The 14850-nt window shown below is 66.7% G+C and carries 10 protein-coding genes; 8 read left to right on the plus strand and 2 right to left on the minus strand.

The features are described from left to right. Positions 1-30: 30 nt before the first annotated feature. The gene (locus AXW83_RS19210) at positions 31-4881 is read left to right on the plus strand and encodes an NAD-glutamate dehydrogenase (RefSeq protein ID WP_066616021.1); all 4851 of its coding nucleotides are present in this window, start codon (positions 31-33) and stop codon (positions 4879-4881) included. Between the two features lie 12 nt (positions 4882-4893). Then, a complete protein-coding gene (locus tag AXW83_RS19215; protein ID WP_066616023.1) occupies positions 4894-5091 on the plus strand; it encodes a Trm112 family protein in 198 nt (65 codons plus the stop codon). A gap of 165 nt (positions 5092-5256) precedes the next feature. On the opposite strand, the gene AXW83_RS19220 is transcribed toward AXW83_RS19215, so the two are convergent. Then, positions 5257-6504 carry a ubiquinone biosynthesis hydroxylase gene (locus tag AXW83_RS19220; protein ID WP_066616025.1) on the minus strand — a complete coding sequence of 416 codons (1248 nt, stop codon included), beginning with the start codon at positions 6502-6504 and terminating at the stop codon, positions 5257-5259. Positions 6505-6655: 151 nt separating this feature from the next. Here AXW83_RS19220 and tesB point away from each other — a divergent pair, with 151 nt between their 5' ends. The 6 genes from tesB to xth all read left to right on the plus strand — a co-directional run bounded on the left by tesB (position 6656) and on the right by xth (position 14376). Beyond that, positions 6656-7522 (plus strand): acyl-CoA thioesterase II, encoded by an 867-nt coding sequence (tesB, locus tag AXW83_RS19225; protein ID WP_066616027.1) that lies wholly within the window; start codon positions 6656-6658, stop codon positions 7520-7522. A 237-nt stretch (positions 7523-7759) separates the two neighbouring features. Further along, entirely contained in the window at positions 7760-8098 is a 339-nt protein-coding gene (locus tag AXW83_RS19230; RefSeq protein ID WP_066616032.1) for a P-II family nitrogen regulator, read from the plus strand. 29 nt (positions 8099-8127) lie between these two features. After that, complete coding sequence (locus AXW83_RS19235) at positions 8128-9600, plus strand: ammonium transporter (RefSeq protein ID WP_066616034.1); 1473 nt, start codon at positions 8128-8130, stop codon at positions 9598-9600. Between the two features lie 248 nt (positions 9601-9848). Then, positions 9849-12413, plus strand: coding sequence for a DNA translocase FtsK (locus tag AXW83_RS19240; protein WP_066616036.1), 2565 nt, complete (start codon positions 9849-9851; stop codon positions 12411-12413). A gap of 168 nt (positions 12414-12581) precedes the next feature. After that, the gene (locus AXW83_RS19245) at positions 12582-13412 is read left to right on the plus strand and encodes an outer-membrane lipoprotein carrier protein LolA (protein WP_066616038.1); all 831 of its coding nucleotides are present in this window, start codon (positions 12582-12584) and stop codon (positions 13410-13412) included. Positions 13413-13560: 148 nt separating this feature from the next. Continuing rightward, positions 13561-14376, plus strand: a complete 816-nt coding sequence (gene xth / locus AXW83_RS19250) for an exodeoxyribonuclease III (RefSeq protein ID WP_066620854.1) — start codon at positions 13561-13563, stop codon at positions 14374-14376. A gap of 8 nt (positions 14377-14384) precedes the next feature. Here xth and AXW83_RS19255 read toward each other — a convergent pair whose 3' ends face one another. Next, positions 14385-14849 carry a cyclic nucleotide-binding domain-containing protein gene (locus tag AXW83_RS19255; protein ID WP_066616040.1) on the minus strand — a complete coding sequence of 155 codons (465 nt, stop codon included), beginning with the start codon at positions 14847-14849 and terminating at the stop codon, positions 14385-14387. Position 14850 lies beyond the last annotated feature (1 nt).

Genomic DNA, 14850 nt, shown 5'->3' on the forward strand with positions numbered 1-14850 from the left:
CGCTGCGGCAAAATAACAGGGGTGGGACGAATGGCGAAGCGGTTGACGAATGCGACGGCAGCGGCCGTCGCGGCTATCGAGGCCTGCGCCGCGCAGGACCATCCCGCCATGCCCGCCGATTTCCCGCGCCTGCTTTTTGGCCGCGCCGCGGCGGAGGATCTGGTGGCGCCGCCGGCCGATATGCTGGCCCGGGCTGCGGCCTATGCCTATGGGCTGCTCGTCGAACCGCGCCCGCACGATGAGATCAGGCTCCGGTTCCGCGATGAGGCCTTCAGCATCGGCGAGCGCGAGCGCCAGGTCACGATCCTCGAGATCGTCAACGACAACAAGCCGTTCCTGCTCGATTCGACCCTGGCCGAGCTCAGCGAACAGGGTTTCGAACCCCGGCTCGTCGCCCACCCCATCCTGGCCGTTGCCCGCGACGCCGACGGTCGTTTCCTCTCGCTGGCCGGGGAGGCCGTTGGCCGCGCGCCCGAGGGCACGCGGCGCGAGAGCCTGATCCACATCCATCTCGACCGCATCGACACGATCGAGGCGCGGGAGCGCCTGAAGGTCGGGCTGGAGCTGGTCTATGCCGATGTCGGACTGGCGGTCGAGGACTGGGCGGCCATGCGCGGCCGCATCACAGAAGTGATCCAGGCCTATCGCGCCAACCCGCCGCCGCTGCCGGAAGACGAGGTCGCCGAAGCGCTGAACTTCCTCGAATGGATTGCCGGCGACAATTTCACACTCCTGGGCATGCGCGCCTACCGGTTTCCCGGCGGCGATGCGGCAGCCGATCCGATCGACGGCTCAGGCCTGGGGATTCTGCGCGACCCGACCGTCCGGGTGCTGCGCAAGAACCGTGAGATGGTGGTGACGACGCCCGAGATCCGGGCCTTCCTAGCCAAGCCGCTGGCGCTGATCATCACCAAGGCCAACGTCAAGAGCCGTGTGCACCGGCGCGTCCATCTCGACTATGTCGGCGTCAAGCTGTTCACCCCCGATGGTCGCCTCGACGGCGAGCTGCGCATCGTCGGCCTCCTGACATCGAACGCCTATACCGGCAGCGCCCGCGCCATCCCCTATCTGCGCCTCAAGGTCGCCCGCGTCGCCAGGAGCACCGGTTTCGACGCCGCGAGCTATTCCGGCCGCGCTTTGCTCAATGTGCTCGACGCCTATCCGCGCGACGAGCTCTTCCAGATCGACGCCGAGACGCTGGAGCGCTTCGCCGTCGACATCCTTCAGCTCACCGAGCGCCCGCGCATTCGCGCCCTCGCCCGCGTCGACGAATTCGACCGCTTCGTTTCGGTTCTCGTTTTCATTCCCAAGGATCGCTACGATACCCAGGTCCGCCGCCGCGTCGGCGAGTTTTTGGCGGAGATCTATCGGGGCAGGCTTTCGGCGGCCTACCCGGCCTATCCCGAAGGCCCGCTCGCCCGCACGCACTACATCATCGGCCGCGATGAGGGCAAAACCCCGCGGATCGACCAGGCGACCCTCGAAGCCGGCATCGCCGCGATCGTGCGGACCTGGCCCGATGGGCTCAAGGAGGTGCTCGACGAGAGAAAGGCCGGTCCGAAGGCACGCGCGCTGGCCGAGCGCTTCGCCGAGGCCTTCGGTGCCGCCTATCGCGAGCGCTTTTCGCCTGCGGATGCGCTCATCGACATCGACATGCTGCAGAAGCTCTCGGGCGAGCGGCCACGCGCGGTCAATCTCTACCGTCGCGAGGGCGACGCGGCGACGCGCGCCAACCTCAAGGTGTTTTCGCGCGGGAAACCGGTTTCGCTCTCGGCCCGCGTCCCGGTGCTGGAGAACATGGGCTTCCGTGTCGTCAATGAACGCACCTTCGACATGACGCCGCAGCCGGCCTCGGGCGCTGGCGAGGCATCCGATCCGATACGCGTTTGGCTGCACGACATGACGCTGGAGCGCGCCGACGACGGCGGCATCGACATCGAACGCCTCGATCCCATCATCGAGGCCGCGCTGATGGCGCAGTTCCGGGGTCTTGCCGAATCCGACCGCTTCGACCAGCTCGTGCTGGTGGCGGGACTTGCCTGGCGCGAAGCCGCGCTGCTGCGCTCGCTCGGCCGCTATCTCCGGCAGATTGGCGCGCCCTATGCCCAGGGCTACATCGCAGATGCGCTGACGAGCCATGCCGGCATCGCATCGGGCATCGTGGCCCTCTTCCTCGCCAAATTCGATCCCCGGATCGAAGCTGGCGATCGCGAATCGAGGATCTCGGCCGAGCGCGAGCGCATCGAGACCGCGCTCGACGCCGTCACCAGCCTCGACGAGGACCGTATCCTGCGCCGTCTCGTCAATCTGATCGATGCGGCCCTGCGGACCAATTTCTTCCAGATCGGCCCCGATGGCCATCCGCGCGGCACGATCTCGATCAAATACGAATGCGCGAAGGTCGATTCGCTGCCGCTGCCGCGTCCGCTCTACGAGATCTTCGTCTATTCGCCCCGCGTCGAGGGCATCCATCTGCGTTTCGGCAAGGTCGCGCGCGGCGGGCTACGCTGGTCGGACCGGCCGCAGGATTTCCGCACCGAGGTGCTCGGCCTCGTCAAGGCCCAGCAGGTCAAGAACGCCGTCATCGTACCGGTCGGCGCCAAGGGCGGCTTCGTCCCCAAGCAGCTGCCACCGGCCACGGACCGCGCGGCCTGGCTCGCCGAGGGCACAGAGAGCTACCGCATCTTCGTGCGCACCCTGCTCGAACTCACCGACAATCTCGACGGCGAGACCGTGATTCCGCCGGCCGACACGGTGCGTCATGACGGCGACGATCCCTATCTCGTCGTCGCCGCCGACAAGGGCACCGCGACCTTCTCGGACACTGCCAACGCGCTCTCGCTGGAAAAGGGCCACTGGCTCGGCGACGCCTTCGCCTCCGGCGGGTCTCAGGGCTACGACCACAAGAAGATGGGCATCACAGCGCGCGGCGCCTGGGAGGCGGTGAAGCGCCATTTCCGCGAGGTCGATATCGACATCCAGACGACGCCCTTCACCGTGGCCGGCGTCGGCGACATGTCGGGTGATGTCTTCGGCAACGGGATGCTGCTCTCCCCGGCGATCAAGCTGATCGCCGCCTTCGACCATCGCGACATCTTTCTCGACCCCGAGCCCGATCCTTCACGGACGCTGGCCGAGCGCCAGCGCCTGTTCGATCTGCCTCGCTCGTCCTGGCAGGACTACGACAAGTCGCTGATCTCGCCCGGCGGCGGCGTGTTCTCGCGGCAGGCCAAGAGCATCCCGCTATCGCCCCAGATGCAGGCGCTGCTCGATCTGCCGAAAGCCGAGGTCACCCCGCCGGAACTGATGACCGCCATCCTGAAGGCCCGGGTCGACCTGCTCTGGTTCGGCGGCATCGGCACCTATATCCGCGCCACGGACGAGAGCGATGCCCAGGTCGGCGACCGCGCCAACGACGCGATCCGCATCACCGGCAGCGATCTGAGGACGCGGGTCATCGGCGAGGGCGCCAATCTCGGCGCGACCCAACGCGGCCGCATCGAGGCGGCGCGCAAGGGCGTGAAGCTCAACACCGACGCGATCGACAACTCGGCCGGCGTCAACACCTCCGACGTCGAGGTCAACATCAAGATCGCGCTGGCCGCGCCGGTCAAGGACGGCCGCCTGGCCGAAGACGACCGCAACGCCTTGCTGGCGGAGATGACCGACGAGGTCGGCCTGCTCGTCCTGCGCAACAACTATCTGCAGACGCTGGCGCTCTCGTTGACGGAGGCGCAAGGGCTGGCCGCGACGCCGGGCCTGCGCCGCCTGATGCAGTCGCTCGAGACCGGGGGCCGGCTCGACCGTTCGGTCGAGTATCTGCCGAGCGATGCGATCATCGCCGAGCGCGAAAAGCGCGGCGAGGGCCTGACACGGCCCGAGCTTGCCGTCCTGCTGGCCTATGCCAAGCTCGCCTTGCACGATGCGCTGCTCGAATCGCCCGTTCCGGACGACCTCTATCTGAACAGCGAACTGATCAGGTATTTCCCGAAAGCCCTCCGCGACGGCTACGGCCCCGAGATCGCCGGCCACAAGCTTCGCCGCGAAATCGTCGCGACGCAGCTCGCCAACGCCATCGTCAACCGCGGCGGCCCCGCCATCGTCACGACGCTCGCCGACCAGACCCGCGCCGAGGCCCCTGCCATCGCCGCGGCCTATGCCATCGCACGCGATTCCTTCGACCTCCTCGCTCTAAACACGTCGATCGACGCGCTCGACGCGAAAATCCCCGGCAAGACCCAGATCGGCCTCTATGGCGCGGCCCAGGCCCTGGTCACTGACAGGATGAGCTGGTTCCTGCGCCGGGGCGTGGCAAAGCCCGGCGCGATCGAGCAGACGGTCGCGCATTACGCCAAGGGTGTGGCCGAACTCGCGACCGAGCTCGACGCTCTCCTGCCCGAGGCCGCGGCCCAGACCCGCACGGCGCGAATCGCGGTGCTTGTCTCTGAAGGCGTGCCGGAAGCGCTCGCGACGCGCGTCGCCAGCCTGCCGGCCCTGGCGCAGGCGACCGACATCGTCGATATCGCCGGACGCAGCGGGCGGCCGATCGCGGAGGTTGCGCGGATCCATTTCGGAGTCGATTCGGTCTTCGGGCTGTCGAGCCTCGCAGGCTCGGCGGCAGCCGTGCCGGCAACCGACGATTACGAGCGCCTTGCCCGCGACCGCGCCGTCGAAACCCTGGTCGATGCCCATGCCGGGCTGACGCAGGAGATCGCTGCCGGCGGGGGCGGCAGCGGCACGCTCGACAGCTGGCTCGCCGAACGCAGCACGGAAGCCGAGCGCATCCGCAGCACCGTCCAGGCCATCGCCCTTTCGGGCTTGTCCCTGCCCAAGCTGATGGTCGCGGCGGGTATGCTGGCCGATCTGCCGCGCAAGTCCTAGACGAGGAACGCCATGACCGACGCAGAACCGACGAAAAGCCGCATCGACCCTAAGCTGCTGGAGATCCTGGTCTGTCCCGTGACCAAGACCACGCTGGAATACGATGCCGGCAAGCAGGAATTGATCAGCCGCGCCGCAAAGCTCGCTTATCCGATCCGCGACGGCATTCCGATCATGCTGCCGGAAGAGGCAAGGCAGCTGGAGGGGTAGAGTATCGGCTGAAGCGGCGCCGACCTGCCCCCTCTCCCCTTGCGGGAGAGGGTTGGGGTGAGGGGTCGGGCTCCCCTCATCGCGAGCTCGGCACCGACCTGCAGACGGCTGCGCGACCCCTCATCCGGCCCTTCGGGCCACCTTCTCCCGCAAGGGGAGAAGGGATCACAACGCCTCGCCCCGCAGCAATCGCGGCGGCGCGCCCGCGATCCCGGCCGCCTCGCGGATGAAGAAGCGCTTCAGCCCCGGCAGCCGGTCGACGAGGCCGAGCCCCAGATCGCGTGCCAGCCGGACCGGCGTCAAATCGTTGGAGAACAGCCGGTTCAAGCCGTCCGTCACTGCTCCCATCGCAACCGTGTCGAAGCGCCGCGCCCGCTCATAGCCTTCGAGCACCTCGGCCTCGCCGACATCGAGCCCGAGCCGCGCGGCATCGACGATCGTTTCGGCCAGGGCCGCCACGTCCTTCAGGCCGAGATTGAGGCCCTGGCCCGCGATCGGATGGATGACATGGGCCGCGTCGCCGAGCAGGGCCAGCCGGTCACCGACGAAACGGCGTGCCACGCCAAAGCCGAGCGGAAACGCTCTGACCGGGCTCTCCAGCGCCAGCTCACCCAGCTCCGGTCCGAACCGGCGCTCGATCTCCAGCAGCATGTCGATATCGTCCAGCGATTGCAGCGCGGGCACGTTCTCCGCCCGTTCGGTCCAGACGATCGACGAGCGGTGGCCGAGCCGCCCGCCATCGCTCAGCGGCAGGATAGCGAAGGGTCCCGACGGCAGGAAATGCTCGACGGCGCGCCCGCCATGGGGCCGCTCATGGCTCAGCGTCGCGACAAGCCCCATCTGGTTATAGGCCCAGCCGACCCAGCCGATGCCGGCCATCTCGCGCAGCTTAGAGCGGGCGCCGTCGGCTGCGACCAGCAAGGCGGCATCGAGCCGCTCGCCGCCGGCGAACACCGCCGTGATCGCGCCCTCCTCATTGAGGAAGCGCCTGACGCCTTCGGGCCGAAGCTCCACGCCGGACACCTTGCAGCGCTCCAGTAGCACCGCCAGCAAGGTCGCGCTCTCGACCATATGGGCGAAAGGCCGCCCGGGCTCGACCTCGCCGTCGAAGGTCAGGAAGGCGGGCCGCACCACATCGGGATTGCGGCTGTCGGTCACCACCATCTCGGTCATGGGCTGGGCGGTCGAAGCGATCGCCGGCCAGACGTCCAGTGCCTGCAGCATAGCCTGGGCGGCGGCGGCCACGGCATAGGCACGGTCCTCGGCAGGCGGCTTCGCCAGGCTGGGATCGGCCAGAATCACGGAAAACGCCTCGCCAAGCGCTTGTTTGAGCGCCAGTGCCAGCGAAAGCCCGGCAATACCGCCACCGGCGATGATGATGCGATCCCGCGCGGATAGCTCTTGGGCTGTCATGTCCTGCTCCCGGCCGACGGCCGCATCGCCCGATACGCGGCTTGACGCCGCGCAACCCGTCGTTGCTGATGCAGCCGGCAAGTCTTCGTACCTAACCCTACCGACGCAGGCAGGCCAGCCTGCTCGAACGCCAAGCAAGAGCCCGCCGAGCATGTCCCAGATCAGCGACTCCCTGATGTCGATCCTCGACCTCGAGCCGCTCGAGCGCAACCTGTTCCGGGGTCGCAGTCCCGAAGTCGGCTGGCAGCGCGTTTTCGGTGGCCAGGTCATCGGCCAGGCGCTCTATGCCGCCTGCAAGACCGTCGAGGACCGCCAGCCGCATTCGCTGCACGCCTATTTCCTGCTGCCGGGCGACCCCACGATCCCGATCGTCTACGAAGTCGACCGCCTGCGCGACGGCCGCTCCTTCACCACGCGGCGCATTCTCGCGATCCAGAAAGGCGAGGCGATCTTCGCGATGTCCGCCTCCTTCCAGGTCGCCGAGGAGGGCTACGAACACCAGATGCCGATGCCCGACGTGCCGATGCCCGAGGATCTCCCCGATCGCGAGGAGATGAAGCGTAGCGTCCTGCCGCATATGCCCGAGGCGGTACGCGCCTATTACCAGCGCGAGCGCCCGATCGAGATCAGGCCGGTCGAACTCGAGCGCTATGTCACCGGCGGCAAGATGGAGCCGAAATTCAACGTCTGGATCAAGGCCATGGAGCGCCTGCCTGACGAACCGGCGATCCACCAGAGCGTGCTGGCCTATGCCTCCGATCTCATGCTGCTCGATTCAAGCCTGATCGCCCATGGCACCACCGTATTCGACAAGCGCATCCAGGGCGCGAGTCTCGACCATGCCCTGTGGTTCCACCGGCCTTTTCGCGCCGACGAGTGGCTGCTCTATTCGCAGGACAGCCCCTCGACATCCGGCGCGCGGGGCTTTTCGCGCGGACTCGTCTTCGATCGACAGGGCCGGCTCGTTGCGTCTGTGGCGCAGGAAGGGCTGATTCGGCCAAGGCCCGATCTGGCTTAGGCTCCGCCCGCCGAACAGCCTAATAATTAGACATTTGCTTATTACGTGCGCAAATTGTGCCGCGCGTGCACGCGCTTGCCCTTATTTTCGCGCGTCAGCCGCCCATAGTGCACTGCGGCGGTTGGCACGCTGCTTGAATTACGACTGAACGACGTGCGCCGGCTGCCGGCAGGTGCGCGAGGCGCAACAAGATCGCCGGGGCTGACTTCCGGGCGGCGTAACGGGGAAAACCCTGCAATGAAGATCGTGATGGCTATCATCAAGCCGTTCAAGCTGGAGGAGGTGCGCGACGGGCTCACCGCCATCGGCGTACACGGCCTGACCGTGACGGAAGTGAAGGGCTATGGCCGACAGAAGGGCCACACCGAGATTTACCGTGGCGCCGAATACGCCGTGAGCTTTCTCCCGAAGATCAAGATCGAGGTCGCCGTCTCGGACGAACTCGTCGGCAAGGTGATCGAGGCGATCACCGCGGCCGCCCGCACCGGCCAGATCGGTGACGGCAAGATCTTCGTCTCGTCGATCGAGAAGGCCGTGCGAATCCGCACCGGCGAGACCGACAGCGACGCCCTCTGAGCCCTCGATCTTTTCAGGAGTTTCCCAAGATGGACTTCAAGACCCTCAGCCGGGCCGGACTTGTCGGAGTGGCGCTCGCCGCCGCCGGTACCGCGCTTGCGCAGACCCCCGCGCCCGCCGCGCCCGTTCCCAACAAGGGCGACGTCGCCTTCATGATGAGCTCGACCGTGCTGGTCCTGCTCATGACCATTCCGGGGCTGGCCCTGTTCTATGGCGGCCTCGTCCGCAGCAAGAACATGCTCTCGGTGTTGACGCAGGTCTTCGCCATCGTCTGCATCGTCTCCCTGCTCTGGGTCTTCTTCGGCTATTCGCTCGCCTTCACCAATGGCGGCGGCCTCAACGACTATGTCGGCGGCTTCTCCAAGGCCTTCCTGAAGGGCGTCGATGCGACCACGGTCGCGGCGACCTTCTCCAACGGCGTCGTCATCCCGGAATATGTCTATGTCTGCTTCCAGATGACCTTCGCCTGCATCACGCCGGCCCTCATCGTCGGCGCCTTCGCCGAGCGCATGAAGTTCTCGGCGCTGCTGCTGTTCAGCGTGCTCTGGGTCACCTTCATCTACTTCCCGATGGCCCACATGGTTTGGTACTGGGGCGGTCCTGACCTCGTCGGCAATGCCGCCAAGGCTCTCGCCGAAGCTCCTGCCGACGGCAAGGCGGCTGCCCAGGCGGCGCTCGATGCGGTCAACGCCGATGCCGGTATGCTCTTCAAATGGGGTGCGCTCGACTTCGCCGGCGGCACCGTCGTGCATATCAATGCCGGTATCGCAGGCCTCGTCGGCTGCATTCTGCTCGGCAAGCGCATCGGCTACGGCAAGGAGTTGATGGCTCCCCATTCGCTGACGATGACCCTGATCGGCGGCGCCCTGCTCTGGGTCGGCTGGTTCGGCTTCAACGCCGGCTCCAACCTGGAGGCCAACGGCACGGCGGCTCTCGCCATGATCAACACCTTCGTCGCCACGGCGGCGGCGGCGGTCGGCTGGCTCTTCATCGAATGGGCGGTCAAGGGCAAGCCCTCGATGCTCGGCATGGTCTCCGGCGCGGTCGCGGGTCTCGTCGCGGTCACCCCTGCGGCCGGCTTCGCCGGTCCGATGGGCTGCATCGTGCTCGGCCTCATCGCCGGCGTCGTCTGCTTCGTCTTCTGCTCGACCGTCAAGAACGCGCTCGGCTATGACGACTCGCTCGACGTCTTCGGCATCCACTGCATCGGCGGCATCCTCGGCGCGCTAGCCACCGGCATCTTGGTCAATGTCGATCTCGGCGGCGCCGGCATCCCGGATTACGCTTCGAAGCCGGGCGAGCTGGCGGTCGGAACCTACGAGTTCGCTGCGGCCTTCATGGCGCAGGCCAAGGCCGTTCTGTTCACGCTGGTGTTCAGCGGCGTCGGCTCGCTGATCCTCTACAAGATCGTCGATGTCATCGTCGGCCTGCGCGTCGCTCCCGACGCCGAGCGCGAAGGCCTCGATATCGCCGAACATGGCGAGCGCGCCTACCACGCCTGATATCGGACATGATGCCGAAAAGTGCGAACCGGTTTTCGGACGACATCATGCTCTGACTTTTGAGAAGCGTTTCATGTGAAACATTCGACCCCGGCGGGAAACCGCCGGGGTTTTTCTTTGCGTCGATCCTGCAGCAAAGGGCTCCGCGCCGGCCAAGGTTAAGCGGGTCTTAACCTGCGCTTCCTAACGTGACCGGAGAGGCCGGAAACGACGCGGCCGGCGTTTTCCCGAGAGACGGCCAGCCCCTTATGCGCACGATAAGACGTTCCGCTTCGCTGATGGACCGCCTGCCCGATCCGGTGCGGGAGTTCCTGTCGCGCCGGGCCGCCGAAATGACGGGACTCGGCCTGCTCGCACTGACCACCGCGATCGCCCTGTCGCTCGCCACCTGGTCGGTCGATGATCCCAGCCTCAGCAACGCCACGGGCGGTGCCGTCGGCAACTGGCTCGGCCAGCCCGGCGCCATGGTAGCGGACCTCGCCATGCAGCTGCTCGGGCTCGGCGTCGTCGCCATGCTGTTTCCGCCGCTGATCTGGTCGCTGCGGCTGGCGCGGCTTCATGTCTTCGACCGCGGCGCGCTCAAGCTCGGCCTCTGGGTCGTCGGGATCGCGGCGACCGCAGCCGTCGCCAGCGCGCTGCCGGCCACGCCGCGCTGGCCCCTGCCCACCGGCATGGGTGGCGTCATCGGCGACGGGCTGTTGCTGGGCACTCGCAACCTGGTTGGCATAGCCGGCAATGCGCTCGGTGGCCTTGTCGGCTTCCTTTATGCCGGCATCGCAATCCTTTCGATTACCGCCGCAGCGGGCTTCGGCTTCGTCGCCGACGAGGATCCGATTGCCGAGGTGGAGGACAAGGACGAATCCTGGTCGGACAACGAGGATCGCCGCGACGACGAGCCCGGCCTTTCGGTAATCCTGATCGGCTGGTTGGCCCATGGCGCCATGGCGCTGAAAAGCATGGTCATGCGCCGTATGCCCCGCCCTCCGGAGCCTTTGGCCAGCACCGGCCTTGGCCCGGTCCCATCGGCGCCTTCGATCGGGCGCGTCCGCCGCGAACCGCAGTTCGGCGACGGCCCGGCCCGGCCCGCGCCGCCCGTCTTTGCACCGGAACCCCTGCCCGGCGCGCGCGCGCCTGTGGGCGAGGCCTTCGACCAGGACGACGACGAGCCGCAGGATCTCCGCGACCTGAACGCCCCGCGCGTGACCGCCCCGCCGGTCTCGCCGAAGCCCGGCAAGCGCATCCAGCGTGAGGCGCAGCCCTCGCTGCTCGACCGCGACCAGTTCGAGCTGCCGCCACTGACCTATCTCGGCGAGCCGAAGAAGCTGCCCGCCAACGCGATCTCGACCGATGCGCTGGAGCAGAACGCCACGCTGCTCGAAGGCGTGCTGGAGGATTTCGGCGTGCGCGGCGAGATCACGCAGGTCCGCCCCGGCCCCGTCGTGACGCTCTACGAGCTCGAGCCCGCTCCGGGCACCAAATCCTCCCGCGTGATTTCGCTGGCCGACGACATCGCCCGCTCGATGAGCGCGATCTCCGCCCGCGTCGCGGTGATCCCGGGCAAAAACGCGATCGGCATCGAGCTCCCCAACGCCAAGCGCGAGACGGTCTATCTGCGCGAACTGCTGGCGAGCCAGGATTTCGAGAGTTCGAAGCACAAATTGGCGCTCGGCCTCGGCAAGACCATCGGCGGCGAGCCGGTCATCGTCGATCTCGCCAAGATGCCGCATCTGCTCGTCGCCGGCACCACCGGCTCGGGCAAGTCGGTCGCGATCAACACCATGATCCTGTCGCTGCTCTACCGGCTGAAGCCCGAAGAGTGCCGGCTGATCATGGTCGATCCGAAGATGCTCGAACTTTCCGTCTATGACGGCATTCCCCATCTGCTGACGCCCGTCGTCACCGACCCGAAGAAGGCGGTCGTTGCGCTGAAATGGGCCGTGCGCGAGATGGAGGAGCGCTACAAGAAGATGTCGAAGGTCGGTGTCCGCAACATCGACGGCTTCAATGCCCGCGTCGGCGAGGCGAAGGCCGCAGGCGAAGTCATTACCCGCACCGTGCAGACCGGGTTCGACAGGCATTCCGGCGAGGCGATTTACGAAGAAGAGGCGATGGACCTCGAGGCCTTGCCCTTTATCGTCGTCATCGTCGACGAGATGGCCGACCTGATGATGGTCGCTGGCAAGGAGATCGAGGGCACCATCCAGCGGCTTGCCCAGATGGCCCGCGCGGCCGGCATTCACGTCGTGCTGGCGACGCAGCGTCCCTCGGTCGACGTCATCACCGGCACGATCAAGGCCAACTTCCCGACCCGAATCTCCTTTCAGGTCACTTCCAAGATCGATTCGCGCACCATCCTGGGCGAGCAGGGCGCCGAGCAGCTGCTCGGCCAGGGCGATATGCTCTACATGGCCGGCGGCGGCCGCATCACCCGCGTCCACGGCCCCTTCGTCTCCGACGCCGAGGTCGAGAAGGTCGTCGCCCATCTCAAGACGCAAGGGCGCCCGCAATATCTTGACGCCGTCACCTCCGAGGAGGAGCCTGCTGCCGAAGAAGGCGAGGACGGCGCCGTCTTCGACAAGAGCGCCATGGGCCAGGCCGAGAGCGAGGACCCCTACGACCAGGCAGTGGCCGTCGTGCTGCGCGACAAGAAGGCCTCGACCTCCTACATCCAGCGCCGCCTCCAGATCGGCTACAACCGCGCCGCCTCGATCATGGAGCGGATGGAGACCGAGGGCATCGTCGGCCCCGCCAACCACGCCGGCAAGCGCGAAATCCTCGTCGAGACCGGCCGCGCCCGCGAGGACGAGGACTGAGCCGCGTCAGTGCGATCGACGAAACCGTCTCGGCAGCCGTCAAATTGCCATGACGCTGCTGCAACCTGACGAGGATCCGACGCGTTGTCCGATCGAAAACGTGCCAACGACGCGCAAAGGTGCGACGATCCCGGCCGTCTTGGCCGAAACCATTGGAGCGTTCTGCTCATGACACGCAAACTCCCGATGCAGGCCTCGATCGGCGCGCTTGTCGCCCTCGGCCTGGCAGCGTCGCTCGGCGGGCTTCATGCCCAGCCCTTGCAGCTTCAGCCGGCTGCGCCGGCAGCAATCGCTCCCAAACCGCCGCGCGCCACGCCATTGCCGCCCGCGCGGCCGCAGAATCTCGGGCTCCCCCGCACCGCGACCACCGCCACTGCCGCGCCCGTTCTCACCGCATCGGCCGAGCCTGCGCCTGTCCGCGTCGCCACGGCTCCGGCCAAACCCGCGGCGCGAGCAAGCGGGCCGCTGTCGCAGCAGGACGCGGTCGAGATGCTGAACGCCTATTTCAACGGCTTTGCGAATCTTCAGGCCGATTTCATCCAGTTCGCCGCCGACGGACGCCGCTTCGAAGGCAAGCTCTACATCCAGCGCCCGGGCAAGATGCGTTTCGAATACCGCCCTCCCGTGACCATGGAGGTCATCGCCGACGGAACCTCCGTCGCGATCCGCGACAGGAAACTGGCGACGCAGGATCTCTATTCGATCGGCCAGACGCCGCTGAAGTTCCTGGTTAAGGAACGCATGGACCTCGCCCGCGATTCCATCGTCACCGGCACCAGCACCAAGGGCGATATCCTCTCGGTCAAGATCGAGGACCGCTCGACACTGGGCGGCACCTCCAAGATCACGCTGAACTACGACCTCACCTCCAATGAGCTGCGGCAATGGGTCGTCATCGACCCCCAGGGCTACGAGACCAGCGTCTCCCTCTACAATCTCGACACCCAGCGCCGGCCCGACCCGAAGAACTTTGTGATCAACTACGAGCGGGTTCTTTAAGGCTGCTGTCTCGGCTCCGCACAGCCCTCATCTCGAGGAACCGCGTTAGCGGCGTCTCGAAGGATGAGGGCTATGGCGTCGCCATAACGCTTGCTTTTCGCCGCGCCACGAACCAGTTTCCGGCCGTTCTTTGACCCGGAAAATGCGCGTGCAACTCACTGTCACCAGCTGGAACATCAACTCCGTCAGGCTTCGCATCGGCATGGTGGGGGAATTCCTGACCCGCTATCAGCCCGACATCCTGTGCCTGCAGGAGACCAAGACGCCCGACGAGCAGTTTCCCGCAAAGGCCTTCGAGAAGCTCGGCTATGTCCATCAGGCCTTCATCGGCCAGAAGGGCTATAACGGCGTCGCGATCCTGTCGAAGCTGCCCTTCAGCGAGCGCGACGCCATGTCGATGTGCGGCAGGAACGATGCCCGCCACATGACGGCCGTGCTCGACAAGGGCGCAGGTGCCGCAGCCGGCATCGCGATCCATAATTTTTATATCCCGGCCGGCGGCGACATTCCCGATCCCGAAAAGAACATCAAATTTGCCCACAAGCTCGCCTTTCTCGACGAGGTCGGCGCCTGGGGCATCGCCAAAAGGCCGACGGACCGGCCCAGCATCCTGCTCGGCGACCTCAACATCGCGCCTTATGAGCACGACGTCTGGAGCCACAAGCAGCTGCTCGACGTCGTCAGCCACACCCCGATCGAGACCACGACACTGGAAAGGCTGCGCACCGAGCTCGGCTGGACCGATGCGGCGCGCACGCTCAGGCCCGAACCCGAAAAGCTCTACAGCTGGTGGAGCTATCGCGCCGCCGATTGGGAGGCCTCGAACCGCGGCCGCCGGCTCGACCACATCTGGCTCTCGGACGGCCTCAAACCCGCCTTGCGCGATCTTGCTTTTCTTCGTGAGGCACGCGGCTGGGAACGTCCATCCGACCACGTTCCGGTGACGGTCACGCTCGAACTCTGAAATCCGCCTCAGCCGCGGTCGAGCGCGTCCAGAGCATCGCGGACCGGCGCAAGTTCTTCTGCGAACTGGCGCAGCCTCTCGCTGACGGCGGCCGCAATCGCCTCTGCCGAGCCCGGCGATTCGCCCAGAACCCGGCGCATCACGCTGCGCGACAGCCGCATCACCTGCGTCGGCTCACGCGCGATCGCCGTGACCGGCCGCTCGACCGAGGTGAAAAGCGCGAGTTCGCCCAGAAGCGACCCGGGACCGACGACCTCGTCGGCCTTGCGTCCGTCATCCTCGCTGGTCAGGGCCACCGCCCCCGAGATCACCAGCAAGGCCCCGTCCGAGGCCTCTCCGCGCCGGAACAGGATGTCGCCAGCCCGCATGATCCGGCTTTCCGCCGCGAAGGCGAGGAGCCGCAGCGCGTCCCGATCCATCAGGCCCAGCAGCGGCTGCCGGGCCAGGATCGCGATGTCGTCGTCGAGCGCCACG

The sequence above is a fragment of the Bosea sp. PAMC 26642 genome (assembly GCF_001562255.1).
Lineage (GTDB): Bacteria > Pseudomonadota > Alphaproteobacteria > Rhizobiales > Beijerinckiaceae > Allobosea.